This window comes from Corynebacterium sp. CCUG 51687 (genome assembly GCF_024453995.1).
Taxonomy (GTDB): Bacteria; Actinomycetota; Actinomycetes; order Mycobacteriales; family Mycobacteriaceae; genus Corynebacterium; species Corynebacterium pseudogenitalium.
The window spans coordinates 11,906-32,810 of record NZ_JAGPYT010000004.1 but is presented as its reverse complement, the minus strand read 5'-3'; the positions used below and the strand labels follow the sequence as shown (position 1 = coordinate 32,810).

The window sequence follows — 20,905 nt, the reverse complement described above, 5'->3', positions numbered from 1 at the left end:
AAAGTGAGAAAACGGGGTCGTGAATGAAATGGCTGTTAGCCAGGGAACGGTGCGTTCGGGCGGGCGTAGTAGATCCATGCGAGTGCCGTAGCGAAGGTGAAGTAGACTACGCAGCCCCAGAAGAACGTGGGCGCACTCATCAGCGTGAGCAGCACACCAACGATGAACGGCCCGAATGCTGCGATCGCGCCGGTGAACCCGATAACACCGCCTGCCTGGCGCTTCGGCAGAATCATTGGCATCTGCTTGAATGTGCCAGCGTTGCCGATGCCAGCGAAGACAGACATGGCCAGCATGGTGTAGAAGAACGGTGCCGCGGCGTCACCACCACGAGCAAGGAAAATTGCGGCAATTGCAGTGGTGACCGTCATGCCAACACCAGCAACGAACGTCCAGATTGCACCGCCGTACTTGTCGCACAGTGGGCCCCACAGAGCGCGAACCAGGGCCCCGAGCAGGGCGTACATGAATGCCCAACCGAGCAGCTTCGTCGCGTTGTCGCCGAAGGAGTTCTTCATCAACAGTGCGAGCTGAGCGCCGAATCCGGCGACGGCGCCGAACGTCATCACGTAAATGATGGTGAGGATCCAAGTGTTCTTGTTTCCGAAAATATCGATCTGCTGGCGGAAGTTTGCCTTCACCGGAACGTCCTTCAGCATCAGCCAGGACACGATGACCATGATGATGACCCAAGGGACGAAGAAGGCCGGAACGTTATGCACGTTGATCGCGGTACCTGAACCATCCGAAGCCTCGATCGTGCCGATCATCGTGATGCCGATGAGCCAAGGTGCCAGCAGCAGCACGAACGACATGCCGAGGTTGCCCAGGCCTGCCTGGAGGCCGAGCGCCGTACCGGACTTTGCCTTCGGGAAGAAGTACCCCGTCGACGGCATAAAGCCTGAGAAGATACCGCTGCCGATACCTGTCATAAAGGACAGGATCATGAGCGTCGCGAATGAAGTCTCAGGATTCTGGACCGCAAAATACCAGCCGACCAGTGGGATGAGGAAGAGTGCTGTCGAAAGCGTAATGAGCTTTCGGGTACCAAGAACTGGTGGCAAGAACATCCAAATCAGGCGGAAGATACCAGCCGCCAGTCCTGGGACTGCAGTAAGCCAGTAAAGCTGTGCAGCAGTGAGGTCGAACCCGATCTCATTGAGGCGCGGCGCGACCGCCGCAACGATGTACCAGGTGACGAACCCGAAGAACATCGAAATTGTGGTGATCCAAAGTGTGCGCCATGCGATTCCGGCGTCCCACTTTTCTGGATCTTCAGTATCCCAACCGGTGAGTACCCGTTGGGAGGTGTCGAGCTTGGACATGGAGTGAATTCCTCTTCAAAAATGCGATAAAGGTCTATGTGCTCCGGGTAAATAAAAGTATTCGAAAAACCCGCAACTACGTTTAAGGATAGTGGCATTGAACTGCTACTATCAACTTATCCACGACAAAAGCCGTGTATAATTACGCAACATGTGTGTGTCGTAATTCGGTGATTTGTACAGATGCTGGTGTTTGTGCAGGGAAGGAACACTTCATGGAATCAACTACGGCCCCTACAGCGGTAGTTATCGTCGTTTCTGACCGGGTTTTTGGGGGTGAGCGAAAAGACAAAGCGTCCCCCGAAGCTAGTCGGTTGCTCACTGAAGCTGGATTTCAGGTCGCACAACCCGTGATTATTCCAGAAGGCGACGAAGCGCTCCGCAATGCAATGGCACAAGCGGTGGAAGGCGGAAATTCACTCATCCTCACTTGTGGAGGGACCGGGCTCGGACCACGCAACCTCACTCCCGAGGTCACCGAGGAGTTCATCAGCACGCGGCTCCACGGCATCGAAACGCAAGTCCTCATCGCGGGCCTGGAGCACTCCCCACGTGCTGGGCTGTGTCGGGGCGTAATTGGACTTACGTCGCGTGAACCCGGCGCGAGCCTCATCGTAAATACCCCGAGCTCACGGGGCGGAGTGCGTGACACCCTCGGCGTGATCCTCGCACTCTGGCCGAGTCTGACTGAATGGGTTCGCTAAGGAGAAGCTACTCGGCGGAAGGGAACGTGACGTCCCCGAGTGTGTGGAGTTCCTCGCGTGTATCGTAGTCGCGCTCAGCACCTGTGCCCTGGACGCGCGCCACGGATTTCACTGCGTCGAGGAGTCGCTTTGCGGGAATGTCGCGCGTTCCAGCAGTATCGAGCGCCGCTACCAAAGAGGTGCGGTTCCACACCGCGCACAGCGGTTGCAGGTAGCCGTCAACCGCTTCAATGACCGCAACGTCGGCGCCGTCGCGGACGCGCTGTGCAAGGAGAGGGAGCAGCTCAGGGGAGCGCGGTGCGTCGACGGAGACGACGGCGACGAAGGGGGCGTCGATACGCGAGAGCCCCGCAGCAATCCCCGCGACGGGACCCCCGAACGGTGGATCCTCACTCACCGTGGGCACTCCGAGCGGCCGTGGGCTCACCACGATGCGCGGCACCCCATCCGGGATGAGAGAGCACACCGCGTCAACGAGACGGGTGCCGTTGACTTTCACCTGCGCCTTATCAGCGCCCATCCGTGTGGATCGCCCCCCGGCGAGTACAACGACGCCGACATCCTCCCACTCGTCTCGCACGCTACGCCTCGGGGAGTTCCCGTGACCAGTCACCGGAGCGACCGCCAGACTTCGCGACGATTCCCATGCGGCGTACAAATGCGGACCGGTCAACGCCTTTGACCATGTCGACGATGGCAAGCGCCGCAACGCTGACCGCGGTGAGTGCTTCCATTTCGACGCCCGTCCGGTCGGCGGTGCGCACCGTGGCCTCGATAAACACGTGGTCATCGCGAAGTTCGACGTCGACAACGCAGCCGTGCACTCCAATCGTGTGCGCAAGAGGGAGGAGATCTGGCACGCGCTTCGCAGCCGAAATGCCTGCGACACGAGCAACCGCTAACACGTCGCCCTTCGGCACAGTGCCTTCGCGCAACGCCTGCATCACCTCAGGGGAGCAAGCGACCTCGCCTTGCGCAGTCGCATTCCGGACCGTTGGTTGCTTCTCCGTGACATCGACCATGTAGGCCTGGCCAGCAGCATCGAGATGAGTGAATTTCATGTTACGTCTTTCTATTTCTAAAACAGCATCACTGGGACACGGGCAGGGGCGTCGGTTCCGGGGTCAAGGACAGCGATCCCATCGACCGCAGGCAGGGAAGCCACAAATCCAGAGCCACCGTGTCCGCCAGCGTAGGCTTCAGCGCGCACGGCTCCACGTTCGGTGTGAAGGTGTACAGGCACGAAGACATGCCGCTCAGCACGTGGAGCAGGGAAGCGCGTATCGACGTCCGCCATCACCGTAGCGCGTTCGTCCACGGTGCAGCGCGTGTTGTCCCCAGCGCTCGCGCGCAGCAGCGGGATCGCGTACAACGCGCACGAGACAAATGCAGCAACGGGGTTGCCTGGTAGACAGATGAACGCAGTGCCGGACCAACGGCCCACGCCCTGCGGGCTTCCTGGGCGCTGGGCTACGTGGCCGAACCACATGTCTGGTGAGGACTCCGTGATGGCGCGGACCACGTCGTAGGCGCCCGCGCTGACGCCGCCTGTGGTGACCACGATGTCCGCTCGCGCCGCGGCCCGCTGCAGCAAGGCTGCTGTCGATTGTGTGTCGTCATCAGCGTGCATCGTGACCACATTGGCGTAGCCGCTTTCGCGCAGCAACGTTGCCACCATTGGCAGGTTTGAATCTGGGATCTGTGCGCCGTGAATGTCGCCGGGCCAAGCGACGAGTTCGTCGCCGGTAGAGACCACCGCGACAGTCGGGCGCTCGAACACATCCACTGTGGGCACACCAGTCGCGACAAGCGCTGCGAGCGTACCTGCATCAATCCGGGTCCCTTTGCGTGCAACTACGTCGCCGATACCAACGTTTTCACCCGCATGGCGAATATGCGACCGCCCAAGGTCTGCGGTCTTAATCTGTACCTCGTTAGGCAGCGGATGAGGGCCTCGAGGGATATTCGTCTGCTCGACGGGGACGACATGAAGACCGTCCTGTTGCGGCATCGGTGCGCCAGTCATGATTCGGACTGCGTGGCCAGCTGGACAATCGATTGCGTCATGTCCGGCCGGGATCTCACCAGCTACAGGCAGTACCCACGGCCCGTCACCGAATAGATCCGACTCGTGGGCTATGAAGCCGTCGACCGCCGAGTTTGAAAAAGGTGGCACTGGGAACCGTGCCACGACGTCGGCTGCGAGTACCTGGCCTACGCAGTCACCTAATGGGACGTCGCGCTTAATACGGGGCCGCGCCGCAGCCAGGACACGGGCCAAATGTTCGTTGACCGAAGGGAGAGTGTTCATTAGTTCTTAACCACCGATTTCACTCATGAGGCGCTCCGGCTGCAGGAAGCCCTCGTCATCAATGCCGTGTCCGGGCTTCTTCAGCCACATGGCTTTCGACCAGAGGTCCGCGAGCTCCGCGTCGGAGGCACCCCCACGCATGACGTCGCGAAGCGAGACCTCGTCGGCCGCTTTCGAGAACAGGCAGGACCGGATGGAGCCGTCAGTCGTGAGGCGGGTTCGGTCGCAGGCGCCACAGAAAGGGTGTGTCACAGACGCGATAATCCCAAGCTTGCCGCTGCGAGTACCGTCTGTGACATCCCATAGGGCAGCGGGTGCAGAACCCCGTGGCTCGACGGCAGGTGTAAGCGTGAAATCGTGGCGGAGACGCTCAACCAAGTCATGCGCCGTCACCATGTCGGTGCGCTTCCACTGCTCGCGTGGGCCCAGCGGCATTTGTTCGATAAAGCGCAGCTGCAGCCCGCGTTCCAGCGCAAAGCGCACGAGGTCTGTGACACCGTCTTCGTTGATGCCCGGCATCACTACCGCGTTGACCTTCACCGGCTGAAGGCCTGCTTCCACTGCTGCGTCGATGCCCGCAAACACGTCGTCAATGCGGTCTCTGCGGGTGAGCTGCGCGTAAAGCTCCCGATCCGTGGTATCGAGCGACACATTCACTCTGTCGAGGCCGGCGTCGGCAAGCCCCTGCGCCCGGCGCGCAAGGCCCAGGGCATTCGTCGTGACCGCAGTTGAGGGTGCGACGCCCTCGTCGGTGCGCATGGTCTTCGTCTCACTGATGATGCGTTCCAACGAGCGCCGCAGGAGTGGCTCGCCCCCTGTGAAACGCACCTGGCGGATGCCGAGGTGCTCCACAGCCAGGCGGATCAGCCGGATAGTCTCCTCGTCGGTGAGTGCCTCTTCAGTTGGCATCCATTCAAGGCCCTCTGCAGGCATGCAGTACGTGCAACGCAGGTTGCAGCGGTCGGTAAGGCTGACCCGGAGGTCTCGTGCCGTACGCCCAAAACGATCGTCGAGCGTGCGCGGGGCGGGCTGCTCACCTGGGTCCAAGCTGGCGTTTGGCGCGAGCGGACCGTCGGAAGCTGCGCGGGACGCTAACGGCGATGCAAGAGGAAGGTGAATGGGCATAGTGCTGTCAATAATAAGTACGAAATACGCCAGGTCAAGAATTAGCAGTGAAAAACCCGTATTTATTGCTCGGGTGTTTGTGCCTTCCTTCCGCGGTTACCCGGGCCAGGTAGCGCGATAATCTCATAGTCGCCCTTGGCGAGGTGTTTCCTTAGGTCCTTCTTGTCAAACTTGCCCACCGAAGTCTTGTCGATCACATCGACGAACGTCCAATACTCAGGTGCCATCCATGTTGGTAACACATCGGCGAGGTTCTTTCGCAACCGCTCCGCTGTTTCCGCGGTGCGCGGGATATCGTCCAAAAGCACGGTAATAGCCAGTGGGCGCTCGCCCCACTGGCGGTCGGGGAAGCCAATCACAGCGCACTCGATGACATCTTCGGCTTCCATGATGAGGTTTTCCACCTGCGCGGAATAGATCCATTCGCCACCAGATCGGATAACGTCGCGTGCACGGTCGTACAACGTCATGTAGCCATCGGCGGTGACTGTTCCGACATCACCAGTGCGCAGCCAGCGGTCTTCAGTGAAGTGGTGACGGGCGTCATTAATCTCTTTGCCCCGGAACGTCGAGGCCAACTCGCCCTTTTCTTGGGTTGGCGAGTGGTAGTAGCCGTTGGCAACCAAATTTCCTCGCACCTGCATCTCGCCTTGTGAAAGGTCAGTCGATGCCATCACCTCTCCATCGTTGACCACGCGGTATTCCAGCCATGGCACAAACCGTCCCTGGGACACACGATACGCCTGGCGAGCTTCGCCTGAAGCGCCTGATGGCGGGCGTGCCACCGTGCCGACAGTAGACGTTTCCGTCATGCCCCACACGTGGACGACGTCGACACCGTAGCGTTCCTCCCACACCTTGATCAGTGCAGGCGGGGCAGGAGAGCCTCCGACGAAGATCTCCTGCAAGCTCATGCGCTCAGGCGGTGTATGCAGATAGTGCACCATCAGCTGGATCCACAGCGTCGGTACACCGTGCGCCACGCGTGGGTGCGTCGAGGCAATAATCGTTGCAAGCGTCGGTGCGGAAACGTCGGCACCTGGTAGCACCATCGGTGCGCCGGTGACGTACGCTGCAAACGGTACGCCCCAGCTCAACACGTGATAGATGGGGATGCAGCACAGGAAAGACTCGCCGTGCGTAATCGCTAGTGAATCCGTTGAGCGAAGCGTCATCGCCTCGAGCCAAAGGGAACGGTGCGAATACGCCACGCCTTTTGGCGCGCCAGACGTGGCTGTCGAATACACCAGTGCGGCTGCAGTGTTTTCTGGCAGTTCCGGCCACGAGTACCGTGTTGCTTGGCCGTCGAGAAGCTGCTCGTAGCTATGCACCTTGGCAGCTCCGAACGACAACCCAAGGACGTCGTCGCTGAGCAGAGCGCCAATAAAGACAATGTGCTCAACCAGCGGGCACATCTCCATCACTCGGCCAAGCTTTTCAGCTAGCCGCGGATCAGCCACAATGACCTTCGCCTCTGAATGGTTCACCACATAGGCAATCTGGTCCGGCATCAACTGAATATTCAGTGGGGTGAAGACGGCGCCTTTCGCGGCGGTACCAAACATCACCTCAATATGCTCGGAGCAGTTAAACATGAACGTAGCCACGCGCTGGTCCCCGTCAATGCCCAGCAGGTTTTCCGCAGCGTTGGCAAAAGCGCTGGCCCGCGCGCCAATGTCCGCAAACGTGCACTCTTCGGCGCCCGTGGGCCCCCACGTCGTACACTTCGTCGAGGCGTGAGCGGTGCGCCCATACTCCAAAATGCGACCGACGGAAAACGGCACTTCCTGCATCGTTGAAAGCATGGGCACTACTTTAGCGCGAATTAAGCACGCGCAATTCAATCATGCGATACAATACGAGGCGGATCATGCGCATCGCACGAACTTTGCTGCGCAGCCAACCTCATCGATCCGCTTCCCCTTTTTGGCAATCTACGTGCAGTGGCGTAGTTTTATTACATGGTTTTCACTGACCATGGGGGAGCGCGCAGGCAATTCAGTTACTGCTAACGAAGTTGCAGCGCACAGTGAACGAAACGACACAATGCACACGAAAGCTTCGAATCAGTGTTCACTCTCTTTGCTGGCGAAGTGACGAAAGGACATCCGTGACAGATACGGGAAACGCAGCAGGAACTGACCTTCAAGCGCTGAAGATTCCTGAACTGCGCAAACTTGCTGCAGAAAAAGGCCTCAAAGGTGTCTCCGGTCTGCGGAAGGGCGAGCTTATCCAAGCAATTACTACTGGCACCGTGCCTGGAAAGGCTCCTGCGAAGGCAGTAGAACCTGCGAAGGCAGTAGAAGAGGAAACTCACAGCGACAACCGTCGCCGCGCCACCCGCAAGGCCGCAGATCCCGCTGAAAATAGTGAGGAACAAGGCGACAAGACGGGCAAAGAGGAAAAGGGCAAAGAGCAGCAGTCCGGGCAGCACGAGGGGCGCTATGAGTCCCGATCTGCGGCACGCCGTGCTCGCCGAAACCGTGCGCGACACAATCATGAGTCCCACGATGCCGACGCAGAACAGAAGCACTCGAACGACGAGAAGAACGATAAGCCCGAAAAGCACGATAACGGCTCGGCCGACGAGAAGTCTGAAAACAACAACGACGGCAACGGCGGCCGCGGACGCAACCAACGAAATGACCGCGGCGGCCGTAACAACCGCGACCATGACGAAGACGGAGGAGGCCGTCGTGGACGCCGCGGCCGTCGTGGACGCCGCGGCCGTGACAACAACCGTGACCAGCAGGATAACCAGAACATCCCACCAGAAGAGCTGCAGGAAGTAGCCGGCATCGTCGACGTCATTGACAACAATGCTGCATTTATCCGCACCACTGGTTACCGTCAGAGCAGCGCAGATGTGTACGTGAACAACCGCCTCGTTCGGGCGAATGGGTTGCGCTCCGGCGATGCGGTCATCGGTCAGGTGCGCGCGAACGGGCAGGGTCACCAGCATGGCTCTGGCCGCAACCGCCAGCGCTACAACCAGTTGGTCCGTGTCGATTCCGTGAACGGCATGACGCCAGAGGACGCTAAGCAGCGCAAGCAATTCCACAAGCTGACCCCGCTGTATCCGAATAAGCGTCTGCGCCTGGAGACAGAGCCAAACATCCTGACCACGCGAGTGATCGACCTGGTCATGCCGATTGGTAAGGGTCAGCGTGCACTGATCGTCTCCCCTCCAAAGGCTGGTAAGACGACAATTCTGCAGAACATCGCGAACGCAATCGCGAAGAACAACCCAGAGTGCTACCTGATGGTCGTTCTCGTTGACGAGCGTCCTGAGGAAGTCACGGACATGCAGCGCAGTGTGAAGGGTGAGGTTATCGCCTCCACCTTCGACCGCCCGCCGTCAGAGCACACCGCTGTCGCGGAGCTCGCGATTGAACGCGCCAAGCGCCTCGTTGAGATGGGGCAAGACGTTGTTGTCCTCCTCGACTCGATCACGCGTCTGGGTCGCGCGTACAACAATTCTTCGCCGGCATCGGGCCGTATCCTGTCCGGTGGTGTTGATTCCAACGCACTGTACCCGCCGAAGCGTTTCCTGGGTGCTGCGCGCAACATCGAGGAGGGTGGCTCGCTTACGATCATCGCTACGGCGATGGTGGAGACGGGCTCCGCTGGTGACACCGTCATCTTTGAGGAGTTCAAGGGCACCGGTAACGCCGAGCTGAAGCTTGATCGTAAGATCGCGGAACGCCGGGTCTTCCCAGCTGTCGACGTCAACCCGTCTGGTACCCGCAAGGATGACCTGCTTATGGGGCCGGATGAAGCGCGCGTGATGCACAAGTTGCGTCGAATCCTGTCGGCACTTGACCCGCAGCAGTCCATCGACATGCTGATCAAGCAGTTGAAGAAGACGAAGAGCAACGGCGAGTTCTTGATGGGCGTTGCCAACTCGGCACCAATGGTGGCTGATCAAGACGCAGAGGAGTACATCTAATGGCTGGCGAAGTTTCGCTCGTCGACGACTACGTCGCCGAATACGAGGGCATTCAGGCCCAGATGGGCGACCCAGATATTGCGGGCGACCAGGATAAATTCCGGAAGCTTTCAAAGCGCTACGCCGAACTGCAGCCGATCATCAAGGTCAACGACGCGCTGAACCAGGCGAGGGAAGATCACGAAGCTGCGGCTGAGATGGCGTACGAAGACAAAGAGTTCGCCGAAGAAGCTGAACGCCTTGCGAAAGAGATCGTCGCGCTTGAGGAGGAACTCGCGGACCTGCTCGCACCTCGCGACGAGCACGATGGTGATGACATCATCATGGAGCTCAAGGCCGGTGCTGGCGGTGAAGAGGCGGCCCTCTTTGCTGGTGACCTCGCCCGCATGTACCAAAAGTATTGCGAGAAGCACGGCTTGACCTGGGAAGTACTCGACTTGTCTGAGTCGGACCTTGGCGGCGTAAAGGATATGACCGTCGCGGTGAAGGCGAAGACGCCGTCACGTGACGGTGCATGGTCCAAGCTGAAATTTGAGGGTGGCGTACACCGTGTGCAGCGCGTGCCAGTCACCGAGTCGCAGGGCCGCATTCAGACGTCGGCCGCGGGTGTATATGTGTTCCCGGAGCCGGACGAAGTGGCGTCGGTAAATATTGATGAGAAAGACATTCGCGTTGATGTCTACCGATCCTCCGGCAAGGGCGGCCAGGGTGTGAACACCACTGACTCCGCCGTGCGTATTACCCACCTGCCGACGAATATCGTGGTGACCTGTCAGAACGAGCGCTCGCAGATTCAGAACCGCGCCCGCGCAATGCAGGTGTTGCAAGCTCGCCTTGACCAGCTCGAGCGCGAGAAGGCCGAGGCCGAAGCCGCCGAGGGACGCGCTTCCCAGGTGCGGACTATGGACCGCTCCGAGCGCATTCGGACCTATAACTGGCCCGAGAATCGTATCTCGGATCACCGCATCAACTACAAGGCGAACAACCTTGACACGGTGCTCGATGGCAACATGGACGATCTGATTACGGCGTTGCAGACACACGAGCGGCAGGAACGACTTGAAGCCGAGTAAACAACCCGCTCAACAGGTCATCGCCCGTGGCGCGCAGATGCTTGCGGCCGCGGGCGTTGCCACGCCAGCAGTCGACGCGAGGTTGATCGCTGCCTGGCTTCTCGACGACACCCCGATGAACGTGCTGTTCCTCGACGTTGACCAGGAGTTTGAAACAGCGTTTGAAGCAGCGGTTCAACGCCGGGCATCGCGCGAACCACTCCAGCACATCGTTGGAGCCGCGCCGTTTGGGCCTTTGACGCTGCGTGTCGGACCGGGCGTGTTTATCCCGCGGCCGGAGACCGAGGTCCTAGCCGATTGGGCAGTGAAGACATTGCAGCAGTCCGCCACTTCGCAGGCGCCCACTGTCGTGGATCTGGGCACTGGTTCGGGCGCGCTCGCGCTCTACATCGCGAATGCGGTACCGTGCGCCGAAGTGATCGCGGTGGAGCGGTCCGAAGCTGCTCGCGAGCATGCCCAACGAAATCGCGATGAACTCGGCTTGAACGTCCGGATCGTCGAAGGGGACATGACTGATCACAACTTGTTGTCTACGCTGCATGGCACCGTAGACATGGTGGTAAGCAACCCGCCGTACGTTCCCAATACCGACGGTCTGGACCCAGAGGTCTACGTAGACCCACCGGAGGCAGTCTTTTCCGGAGACGACGGTATGGATGCGATACGTGGCCTGGTGCCGGTGGCTGCGGCGCTGCTGAAACCGGGCGGAGTATTTGCAGTTGAACATGATGACGCAACTTCTGACCTGACTGTCGACGCCGTTACAGCATCCGGCACGTTCGAACGAGTGGAGCGGTTAGCGGACCTCACCGGAAAGCAACGCTTTGTCTGTGCCCGGAAGCGGAGCGAGTAAGCTAGTCCGGTACTGAACAAAGGAGACGAGGAGCATTATGGCGAGTAGGGTTTTCCAGTGCCTCGAACCAGAAGAACGCGAACAAGGACTGCAGGCAGCAGAAGCCGCAGTGAAAGAGGGGCGCTGCATCGTCCTTCCTACTGACACCGTCTACGGCATCGGCGCCGACGCATTTAATAACCAGGCGGTGGCGACACTGCTGGCAACGAAGCGGCGGTGCCCCGATATGCCAGTACCAGTGTTGGTAGGGTCTTGGGCTACTATCCAGGGGCTCGTGCGGGAGTTCACGGACACCGCTAAAACTCTTGTTGAAGCATTTTGGCCGGGAGGGCTTTCGATCGTCGTTCCGGAAGCCCCGAGCCTTCCCTGGAATCTCGGCGACACTCGTGGCACCGTGTTGTTGCGGATGCCGAATCAACCCCTGGCGCTTGAACTTCTGCAGCGAACTGGCCCGATGGCGGTCTCGTCGGCGAACCTGACGGGCAATCCACCAGCGCTCAACGCGGCTGCTGCACGCCAGCAGTTCGGGGAGGCAGTCGGCGTGTATCTCGAGGGTGGGCCCGCCGAAGTTGGCACCCCGTCAACGATTATCGATATTTCTGGCCCTAGCCCAGTCATCCTGCGAGAGGGAGCTATCAGCACGGAACGCATTGCTCAAGTCCTAAAACTTGACCCAGAGCAGTTGCGGAGGAAGTAGATGGGCGGCGCCGGAGTCCCGCTGCGTGAATTGGGCTTGGTTCTGCTTGTTGCCGCAGCGATCACCTACCTGCTCACAGGCGTGGTGCGCACAGCGCTCGTTCGGACGGGCAGGGTGGCAGAGATCCGCAAACGCGATGTGCATACCCAGCCGACGCCTTCTGTCGGTGGCCTTGCCATGTTTACAGGGCTCGTGTGCGCCCTTTTTCTTGCGCAGCAGCTCCCGGCGCTCACACGTGGGTTCGCACCGGTGACGCCCGAGATGACGGCAGTCTTCGCTGGTGCGAGCGGCATCGTGATTCTTGGAATTATCGACGACCTCTACGAGCTTGGGGCCGTCGTAAAGCTGTGCGGACAACTCTTGGTAGCTGGCCTCATGAGCTTTCTTGGACTGGTCTTTACCGTCTTTTACGTCCCGTTTGGGGAGGGGACCACGCTAATCCTCGATCAAGTGCAGGGTATGTTGCTGTCCGCGTTCTTCACTGTGTTGATTATCAACGCTGTGAACTTTGTTGATGGCATTGACGGACTCGCTGCTGGCCTGGGGATGATCGCCGGGGGAGCTATCCTTCTCTTCTCCCTCACTGTGCTCCACGACCAGGGTGGTGCTGTTTCGGCCTACCCGCCGGCGATCATTTGCTCGATTCTCGTCGGAATTTGTGCCGGGTTCTTGCCGCATAATTTCGAGCCTGCCCGAATTTTCATGGGGGACTCAGGCGCGATGCTTATTGGATTGCTGCTGGCAGCCGCGTCGACGTCAGCGTCGGGCAAGATCAACATGTCACTCTATGGGGCTGCGGACATGGTGGCATTAGTGAGCCCAATCATCGTTGTGCTTGCTGCAATTGCCTTGCCGTTGCTTGACCTGGTTTGGGCGGTCATCCGACGTGTGATCCGTGGCCAGCGACCGTGGGAGGCAGACGCCGGACATATTCACCACCGACTGCTTCGCCTTGGGCACACACACCGGCGCACTGTTTTAGTCCTCTACATGTGGATTTCAGCAGTAGCGCTCGGCGCAGTGAGCTTTTCGATAGTCCCAACCCGCTTTGCTGTCGTATTTACTGTCCTGTCCTTGGTCGTGGCCTTTGTCGCGACGCTCATTCCATGGTTGAAGGGCAAGATCGGCCCTGTAACTGTGTAGGATGTCCAAACGTGGATACTCCAAAGAACCCGGCGACAGCGAACCTCGAAGTCTCAGATACCGAGCAGTACGAAGACCAGCGGCGACCACTGCTGCGCGCGTTGCGTTTCGGAACTATGGCGTTACTGGCTTTGCTTATCGTCTCACTCATGGGGTGGGGCGCAGTAAGCGGTGCACCAGGACTGTGGGCAGTGCTTATGGGTGTTGGCATTGGCGGAGGTTTCGTCCTCTTGACCGCTATTAGCGTGCTGGTGACGTCGAATTCCACACCTACCGCGACCATGGCGGTGGTCCTTGGGGGCTGGCTTATCAAGATGGTCGTCATTTCGCTCATCCTGCTCGCGCTTCGGGATGCGACGTTTTATGACTCGACAGCATTCGGCGTAACTACGATCGCGGCACTTGTTGTTGCGTTAGGCGCCGAAGCCATGGGGGTACTGAGCGTACGAACGGCATATATTCAGAAGCCTTAAGGCGTACAGACATTTGCGTTGCTACCCCCTCGCCTTGGGGTGGCAACGCTTTTCTATGTCGGAATGTAGGGGAATTACTACCGAATTTGTGGGTGTCTACCCCTTTTTGGAACGGGTGTGGGGGAAGTAACATTTTAGGTGAAAACGCCAGTACCAGCCATATTTAATGGCGTGGTACCGAAAAATGCTCAGAAGAAGCTTTGGAAGACCCCCTAAAGCGTGAAAATACGCTGTGACCTGTTAAAGTATCGGGCGGGTTAGTTAAGGTTTGCTGCTTCCTTATTTTTCGCTGGAAGAAGCACGAAAATACATCCCCTGTCCCGTGGTAGAAGATGTGCGACGGAGTCCGCCACGGAGACAGCTTGTTGGAGACGTCCATCGCACCGCACATTAAGTGCGGCCCGAGAACGGGAGAGAACGCTGAGCGTTACAACTTTGGCCATGAAGGGTACATTCCACGCACCCCAATTGGGTCCAGAATTTTTCCCGGGGCACACGTTCGACCAGTTTATTGGTGAAGATTTCGCCAATGGCTGGTTCGCGCTGGACCGTATCATGCTGGTTCGCCTGTTCATGGCGGCAGTACTGGTGGTCCTCTTTGTTATTGCTTTTAGGAAGCCAAAACTGGTTCCTAAGGGTCTGCAGAATATCGGTGAGTTGGGCGTGGATTTCGTCCGCATCCACATCGCCGAAGACACGCTGGGGAAGAAAGAGGGCCGGCGCTTCTTGCCGGTAATCGCGACAATCTTCTTCACGATCCTGTTCATGAATGTCGCCACGATCATCCCTGGCCTCAACATCTCGCCAAACGCACGTATCGGTATGCCGATTGTGTTGGCCGTTGTCGCCTACATTGCGATGATCTACGCGGGCGTGCAGCGCTACGGCGTTGCCTTCTTCAAGCACTCGACCGTGATTCCTGGGTTGCCGTTCGCTCTGCACTTCCTTGTTGTGCCGATCGAGTTCTTCTCGACGTTCATTCTGCGTCCGGTCACGCTGGCACTTCGTCTTATGGCGAACTTCCTGGCTGGCCACATCATTCTCGTTCTGCTGTACTCTGCTACGAACTTCTTCTTCTGGCAGATCTCGGCCTGGACGAGTGTGTCAGGGCTGACCCTGATCGCGGCGTTGCTGTTCACCCTGTATGAGTTAATCATTATCTTCCTGCAGGCGTACATCTTCGCTCTGTTGACTGCGGTGTACATCGAACTGTCGCTGCATGCAGACGCGCACTAACAAAGCGCAACCTACTGGTCAAACTGAATAAACCCCATACAAATTGTCACTCGTTTGTTTGCAGGAAGCGTTGCAAGCAAACACCAAGAAAGGGAACGACTTTCACATGAACGACATCATTCTTGCTCAGGCAGCAGCCGCTACCGAATACACCGGTCTCGGCACCATCGGCTACGGCCTCGCTACCATCGGCCCTGGCATCGGCATCGGCATGCTGGTCGGTAAGACCGTTGAGGGTATGGCACGTCAGCCAGAGATGGCCGGCCAGCTGCGTACCACCATGTTCCTGGGTATCGCCTTCGTTGAGGCACTTGCCCTGATTGGCCTCGTTGCAGGCTTCCTGTTCTAAAAAGAACTCACGAATTCCACGTACACTTTTTAGATCAGGAGCAACCAATGACTAACGTCAACGATATTTTCGTGTTGGCAGAGGGAGAGAAGCTTCCGCTCGAGACGGAGCCGTCGATTCTCCTGCCTGCCATGTACGACGTGGTTTGGTCGACCGTTGTCTTCGTCATCGTGTTCTTGCTCTTCTGGAAGTTTGTCCTTCCGAAGTTCCAGGAAGTACTGGCGGAGCGCGAAGACCGAATCAAGGGCGGCATTGAGCGTGCTCAGGTTGCCCAGGCCGAGGCTAAGGCTGCTCTAGAAAAGAACAACGCTGAACTCGCTGAGGCACGTGCCGAAGCTGCTGAGATCCGTGAAGCTGCCCGGGCAAAGGGCAAGGAGATTCAGGCAGAACTTCGTGAGCGCGCTGAGGATGAGTCTCGTCGAATTGTTGAAGCAGGCGAAAAGCAGCTTCTGGCTTCCCGCGAGCAGGTCGTCGCTGAACTGCGCAACGAGATGGGTCAGAACTCCATCAGTCTGGCAGAGCGTCTGCTGGGTACCGAGCTTTCGGATGATACCCGCCGCTCGAACACGATTGATGCTTTCCTCGCCGAACTCGACAACGTTTCTACGAGGAAGTAGGCGAAATGAAGGCAGCTAGTCGCGAAGCACAAACAAAAGTTTCTGAGCAGCTTGATCAGCTGATTCAAGGGGCAGGGGACACCGTTGCTGTTGCATTGCAGCTTGGTACGGAACTGTTCCTGACCGTGGATCAGCTGGACGCCGAGCGTGCACTGCGCATCGCTGTCGCTGATAACTCGCTTGATGCCGCGCAGCGTCGCGGGATCATCAACGATGTTTTCGGTGCCAAGGTGGCAGAGCCTACGGCACAGATCCTTGCTGCAGCAGCTTCCGAGGAGTGGTCAAACCCGCGCGAGTTCCGCGCAGGCCTGATCAACCTAGGTCGACGCGCGCTGATGAAGGGCGCGGAGGCTCAAGGGCAGTTGGAGCAGGTCGAAAACGAGCTGTACCAACTCTCCACCTTGCTTGAGAAGGAGCGGAAGCTTACTCAGCTTCTCTCCGACCGAACCGCTACAGCCGCACAGAAGCGCGGTCTGCTTGCGAATGTCATTTACGGCAAGGTCACCACGGTTACTGAAGCGCTAGCTTTGCAGGTCATTGGCCGTCCAGAACACCACCCGGTGGACGATCTCGCTGCTCTGGCAGCTGACGTCGCCGCGTTGCGTGGGAAGGCCGTGGCACGTGTGGTCACCGCACAGGCGCTCTCTGATGCGCAGCGCGATGCACTGGCACAGAAACTTGAGAACATTTACGGTCGTGAGATGGCGATCCATTCTGAGGTTGACCCCAGCCTCCTCGGTGGACTGACCATCCGAGTCGGCGATGAACTGATTGACGGGTCGACGCGCGGTAAGTTGAACCGCATGCGCACCGACCTTCTCGCCAACGCGACCCTTTAGTAAGAGATAATGCTGGAACAAACTACCGAGAGCAGGAAGAACATGGCGGAGCTGACGATCTCCTCCGATGAGATCCGTAGCGCGATAGCGAACTACACCTCGAGCTACTCCGCGGAGGCCTCCCGTGAGGAGGTCGGCGTGGTGACTTCGGCTGCAGATGGTATTGCCCAGGTTTCCGGGCTGCCAGGATGCATGACGAATGAGCTGCTCGAGTTTCCGAACGGCGTCATTGGCGTCGCACAGAACCTTGAGACCGATTCGATCGGTGTCGTGGTTCTGGGTAATTTCGAGACCCTCACCGAGGGCGACCAAGTAAAGCGGACAGGCGAAGTTCTGTCCATCCCGGTTGGGGAGGAATTCCTCGGCCGCGTTATTAACCCACTGGGCCAGCCAATTGACGGCCTTGGTCCAATTGAATCCAACGAAGAGCGCGCGCTTGAGCTGCAGGCTGCAGGCGTTCTCGACCGCCAGCCGGTTGAGGAACCAATGCAGACCGGTATCAAGGCTATTGACGCCATGACCCCAATCGGTCGTGGTCAGCGTCAGCTCGTCATTGGTGACCGTAAGACTGGTAAGACTGCAGTCTGCATCGACACGATCCTGAACCAGAAGCACTTCTGGGAGACCGGAGATCCGTCGAAGCAGGTTCGTTGCATCTACGTCGCGGTGGGCCAGAAGGGCTCCACGATCGCTGGCGTTCGTGCAACCCTCGAGCAGCACGGCGCGCTTGAGTACACCACGATTGTGGCTGCACCTGCATCCGACTCCGCAGGCTTCAAGTGGCTCGCACCATTCTCTGGTGCAGCGCTGGGCCAGCACTGGATGTACCAGGGCAAGCACGTGCTGGTGATTTACGATGACCTGACCAAGCAGGCAGAGGCATACCGTGCCATCTCGTTGCTGCTGCGTCGTCCACCAGGCCGCGAGGCATACCCAGGTGACGTGTTCTACCTGCACTCTCGTCTGCTGGAGCGTGCTGCGAAGCTCAACGATGAGCTGGGTGCAGGCTCGTTGACCGCACTGCCGATCATCGAGACGAAGGCTAACGACGTGGGTGCGTTCATTCCTACCAACGTCATCTCGATTACAGACGGCCAGGTCTTCCTCCAGTCCGACCTCTTCAACCAGGGTGTTCGCCCGGCTATTGACGTGGGTATCTCCGTGTCCCGTGTCGGTGGCGCTGCGCAGACTAAGGGTATGAAGAAGGTTGCAGGTAACCTGCGTCTCGACCTTGCTGCATACCGTGACCTGGAAGCGTTCGCTGCGTTCGCGTCCGACCTCGATGCAGCTTCGAAGCGCCAGCTCGAGCGCGGTCAGCGTCTCGTAGAGCTCCTCAAGCAGTCGGAGAACGCTCCGCAGCCTGTTGAGTTCCAGATCGTATCTATCTGGCTTGCAAACGAAGGCGCCTTTGACGTCGTTCCCGTCGAAGACGTGCGTCGCTACGAGTTCGAGCTGCAGGAGCACATTCGCTCCGTCGCTCCGGAAGTCTACGAACAGATCTCCGGTGGCGCTGCGCTCGACGATACGAGCAAGCAGACGCTGCTGCGCGTCAATGATGACTTCGCTCGCTCGTTCCAGTCCTCCACCGGTGAGCACATCGTGCGCGAGCCAGAGGCGGATCCGCTGGACAAGCGTGAGGTCAAGAAAAATACCCTTAACGTCGGCCGTCCCAAGAAGTAATTCTTGGAACAAGACGTAAACGTCTACATATAGGAAGGGAGGAGAGTAAACCATGGCAACACTTCGCGAACTACGTGACCGTATTAGGTCCGTAAACTCCACGAAGAAAATCACTAAAGCCCAGGAGCTGATCGCGACTTCGCAGATCACCAAGGCACAGCAGCGCGTCGAAGCGGCAAAGCCGTATGCCGACGAGTTGAAAGACGTCATGGAACGCCTCGCAGCTGCGAGCTCCCTCGATCACCCCATGCTCCGTGAGCGTGAGAATGGTCGAGTCGCAGCAGTCCTCGTGGTCACATCAGACCGCGGTATGGCCGGCGGGTATAACCACAACGTGTTGAAGAAGGCAGCAGAGCTCGAGCGCATGCTTGAGGAAGCTGGCTACGAAGTCGTCCGCTACATCACGGGCGGTAAGGGCGTAACCCACTACCGTTTCCGCGATATGGAGGTCGAAGGCTCTTGGACCGGTTGGTCCCAGAAGCCTTCGTGGGAAGCGACCCACGACGTTCGTCGCCACCTGATCGACGGCTTCATGGCGAGCTCTGAAGGGACCGCTAAGTGGCGCGAGGGCCTGCACGGCCCTGAGGGTCAGGAGGTTCGTGGCTTCGACCAGGTACACGTGGTGTACACAGAATTTGTGTCGATGTTGACACAAGAAGCCAGGGTGCACCAGTTGCTCCCAATTGAGCCGGTGCTTGAGGATTACGAGTACGAGCAGGAAGACATGCTCACCACAAGCGGGGATGTGCAACCGGACATGGATTTCGAACCTGATGCGGATACGCTGATGGACGAACTGCTTCCGGCGTATGTTTCTCGCTCGCTGTACTCGATTTTCTTGGAGGCATCTGCAGCGGAGTCCGCTTCACGTCGTACGGCGATGAAGAACGCTACGGACAATGCGACCGAATTGGCGAACAACTTGTCCCGTGAGGCTAACCAAGCCCGTCAGGCAAAAATTACCCAGGAAATCACCGAGATTATCGGCGGCGCTGGCGCGCTGTCTGGTAGTGGAGAAAGTGACTAAATCATGACTACTGCTCACTCTTACGACGAGCTCGGCGAGGAGCCAACGGGTCAGGCTCAGAATGAGTCCGATTTCGCTCAGAACCCGGCAGGGTCTGAGAATGGCCGCGTCGTGCGCGTCATCGGCGCAGTCGTCGACGTGGAGTTCCCGCGTGGCGAGCTGCCCGCTTTGTACAACGCGCTTGAGGTTGACATCGACCTCGGCGAAATGTCCCGCACCATCGTGCTTGAGGTGGCCCAGTTCTTGGGTGACAGCCTCGTCCGCACGATCGCCATGGCACCAACCGACGGTCTGGTTCGTGGCGCACAGGTACGCGACTCCGGCAATCCGATCTCCGTTCCGGTTGGCGACCAGGTCAAGGGCCACGTGTTTAACGCGCTTGGTCAGTGCTTGGACGACCCATCGGTCGGCGTCGGTGGTGAGCGATGGGGCATCCACCGCGAGCCACCAGCGTTCAAGGACTTGGAAGGTAAGACCGAGATCCTTGAGACCGGCATTAAGGTCATCGACCTGCTTACCCCTTACGTGAAGGGTGGCAAGATTGGCCTCTTCGGTGGTGCTGGTGTCGGTAAGACAGTTCTCATCCAGGAGATGATTACGCGTATTGCACGCGAGTTCTCCGGTACCTCCGTGTTCGCCGGCGTCGGCGAACGTACCCGTGAGGGTACGGACCTCTTCCTCGAGATGGAGGACATGGGCGTTCTTCCAGATACGGCCCTTGTTTTCGGCCAGATGGATGAGCCGCCAGGGGTTCGTATGCGTGTCGCGCTGTCCGGCCTGACCATGGCGGAGTACTTCCGCGATGTTCAGAACCAGGACGTGCTCCTGTTCATCGATAACATCTTCCGTTTCACCCAGGCTGGTTCTGAGGTTTCGACCCTGCTGGGTCGTATGCCATCGGCCGTGGGCTACCAGCCAACGCTGGCAGACGAGATGGGTGTTCTCCAGGAACGCATTACCTCGACCAAGGGCCGTTCGATTACGTCGCTGCAGGCAGTTTATGTTCCGGCTGACGACTACACCGACCCGGCTCCGGCCACGACCTTCGCTCACCTGGACGCGACGACCGAGCTTTCGCGTTCCATTGCTTCCAAGGGTATTTACCCAGCAGTGGATCCGCTGACCTCGACCTCGCGCATCCTTGAGCCAGGTATCGTTGGCGAGCGTCACTACGAGGTTGCACAGCGAGTTATCGGTATTCTGCAGAAGAACAAGGAACTGCAGGACATCATCGCAATTCTCGGTATGGACGAGCTTTCCGAAGAGGATAAGGTCACGGTTATGCGTGCTCGTAAGATCGAGCGCTTCCTGGGCCAGAACTTCTTCGTCGCTAAGAAGTTCACCGGCGACGAGGGCTCCTACGTACCTCTCGAGGAGACCATCGATGCCTTCGAGAAGCTGTGCAACGGTGAATTCGATGCATACCCAGAGCAGGCATTCAACGGCCTGGGTGGCTTGGATGACGTTGAGGCTGCCTACAAGAAGCTGCAGGGCTAGGAGGCAA

The 20,905-nt window shown here is 58.7% G+C and carries 20 protein-coding genes; 14 read left to right on the top strand and 6 right to left on the bottom strand.

Annotated features, from left to right (window positions below; genetic code table 11):
- Positions 1 to 35 precede the first annotated feature (35 nt).
- Entirely contained in the window at positions 36 to 1,325 is a 1,290-nt protein-coding gene (locus tag KBX13_RS05160) for an MFS transporter (protein ID WP_256021096.1), read from the bottom strand.
- Positions 1,326 to 1,540: 215 nt separating this feature from the next.
- Here KBX13_RS05160 and KBX13_RS05155 point away from each other — a divergent pair, with 215 nt between their 5' ends.
- Positions 1,541 to 2,029 carry a molybdopterin-binding protein gene (locus KBX13_RS05155; RefSeq protein ID WP_256021094.1) on the top strand — a complete coding sequence of 163 codons (489 nt, stop codon included), beginning with the start codon at positions 1,541 to 1,543 and terminating at the stop codon, positions 2,027 to 2,029.
- Between the two features lie 7 nt (positions 2,030 to 2,036).
- Here the strand turns inward: KBX13_RS05155 and KBX13_RS05150 are convergent, their stop codons facing one another.
- The 5 genes from KBX13_RS05150 to KBX13_RS05130 form a co-directional block, all read right to left on the bottom strand.
- Positions 2,037 to 2,609, bottom strand: coding sequence for a molybdenum cofactor guanylyltransferase (locus KBX13_RS05150; RefSeq protein WP_256021092.1), 573 nt, complete (start codon positions 2,607 to 2,609; stop codon positions 2,037 to 2,039).
- 1 nt (position 2,610) lies between these two features.
- Complete coding sequence (gene moaC / locus KBX13_RS05145; RefSeq protein WP_070479519.1) at positions 2,611 to 3,090, bottom strand: cyclic pyranopterin monophosphate synthase MoaC; 480 nt, start codon at positions 3,088 to 3,090, stop codon at positions 2,611 to 2,613.
- A 17-nt stretch (positions 3,091 to 3,107) separates the two neighbouring features.
- Positions 3,108 to 4,340 carry a molybdopterin molybdotransferase MoeA gene (locus tag KBX13_RS05140; RefSeq protein ID WP_256021090.1) on the bottom strand — a complete coding sequence of 411 codons (1,233 nt, stop codon included), beginning with the start codon at positions 4,338 to 4,340 and terminating at the stop codon, positions 3,108 to 3,110.
- A gap of 6 nt (positions 4,341 to 4,346) precedes the next feature.
- Complete coding sequence (gene moaA / locus KBX13_RS05135) at positions 4,347 to 5,465, bottom strand: GTP 3',8-cyclase MoaA (protein ID WP_256021088.1); 1,119 nt, start codon at positions 5,463 to 5,465, stop codon at positions 4,347 to 4,349.
- Between the two features lie 62 nt (positions 5,466 to 5,527).
- A complete protein-coding gene (locus tag KBX13_RS05130; protein WP_256021086.1) occupies positions 5,528 to 7,270 on the bottom strand; it encodes a long-chain fatty-acid--CoA ligase in 1,743 nt (580 codons plus the stop codon).
- Positions 7,271 to 7,575: 305 nt separating this feature from the next.
- On the opposite strand from KBX13_RS05130, the gene rho reads away from it, so the two are divergent.
- The 13 genes from rho to atpD all read left to right on the top strand — a co-directional run bounded on the left by rho (position 7,576) and on the right by atpD (position 20,898).
- Entirely contained in the window at positions 7,576 to 9,414 is a 1,839-nt protein-coding gene (rho, locus tag KBX13_RS05125; RefSeq protein WP_070362622.1) for a transcription termination factor Rho, read from the top strand.
- Positions 9,414 to 10,487 (top strand): peptide chain release factor 1, encoded by a 1,074-nt coding sequence (prfA, locus tag KBX13_RS05120; RefSeq protein WP_070362621.1) that lies wholly within the window; start codon positions 9,414 to 9,416, stop codon positions 10,485 to 10,487. The genes rho and prfA overlap by 1 nt, the downstream gene beginning before the upstream one ends.
- Complete coding sequence (gene prmC, locus KBX13_RS05115) at positions 10,474 to 11,340, top strand: peptide chain release factor N(5)-glutamine methyltransferase (protein WP_305086020.1); 867 nt, start codon at positions 10,474 to 10,476, stop codon at positions 11,338 to 11,340. Before prfA ends, prmC begins: the two co-directional genes overlap by 14 nt.
- A gap of 37 nt (positions 11,341 to 11,377) precedes the next feature.
- A complete protein-coding gene (locus KBX13_RS05110; protein WP_256021084.1) occupies positions 11,378 to 12,037 on the top strand; it encodes an L-threonylcarbamoyladenylate synthase in 660 nt (219 codons plus the stop codon).
- Entirely contained in the window at positions 12,038 to 13,180 is a 1,143-nt protein-coding gene (locus tag KBX13_RS05105; RefSeq protein WP_256021082.1) for an MraY family glycosyltransferase, read from the top strand.
- An 11-nt stretch (positions 13,181 to 13,191) separates the two neighbouring features.
- The gene (locus tag KBX13_RS05100; RefSeq protein WP_256021080.1) at positions 13,192 to 13,653 is read left to right on the top strand and encodes a hypothetical protein; all 462 of its coding nucleotides are present in this window, start codon (positions 13,192 to 13,194) and stop codon (positions 13,651 to 13,653) included.
- Positions 13,654 to 14,094: 441 nt separating this feature from the next.
- A complete protein-coding gene (gene atpB / locus KBX13_RS05095; protein ID WP_070362617.1) occupies positions 14,095 to 14,889 on the top strand; it encodes a F0F1 ATP synthase subunit A in 795 nt (264 codons plus the stop codon).
- 106 nt (positions 14,890 to 14,995) lie between these two features.
- Entirely contained in the window at positions 14,996 to 15,238 is a 243-nt protein-coding gene (locus KBX13_RS05090) for an ATP synthase F0 subunit C (protein WP_070362616.1), read from the top strand.
- Between the two features lie 47 nt (positions 15,239 to 15,285).
- Positions 15,286 to 15,855, top strand: coding sequence for a F0F1 ATP synthase subunit B (locus KBX13_RS05085; protein ID WP_070976342.1), 570 nt, complete (start codon positions 15,286 to 15,288; stop codon positions 15,853 to 15,855).
- A 5-nt stretch (positions 15,856 to 15,860) separates the two neighbouring features.
- Complete coding sequence (locus KBX13_RS05080) at positions 15,861 to 16,694, top strand: F0F1 ATP synthase subunit delta (protein ID WP_070362614.1); 834 nt, start codon at positions 15,861 to 15,863, stop codon at positions 16,692 to 16,694.
- 9 nt (positions 16,695 to 16,703) lie between these two features.
- The gene (atpA, locus tag KBX13_RS05075; protein ID WP_070362613.1) at positions 16,704 to 18,374 is read left to right on the top strand and encodes a F0F1 ATP synthase subunit alpha; all 1,671 of its coding nucleotides are present in this window, start codon (positions 16,704 to 16,706) and stop codon (positions 18,372 to 18,374) included.
- Positions 18,375 to 18,426: 52 nt separating this feature from the next.
- Entirely contained in the window at positions 18,427 to 19,401 is a 975-nt protein-coding gene (locus KBX13_RS05070) for a F0F1 ATP synthase subunit gamma (protein WP_070362612.1), read from the top strand.
- A gap of 3 nt (positions 19,402 to 19,404) precedes the next feature.
- On the top strand, positions 19,405 to 20,898 hold the full coding sequence (gene atpD, locus KBX13_RS05065; protein ID WP_070362611.1) for a F0F1 ATP synthase subunit beta: 1,494 nt from the start codon (positions 19,405 to 19,407) through the stop codon (positions 20,896 to 20,898).
- The last annotated feature ends 7 nt before the right edge of the window (positions 20,899 to 20,905 follow it).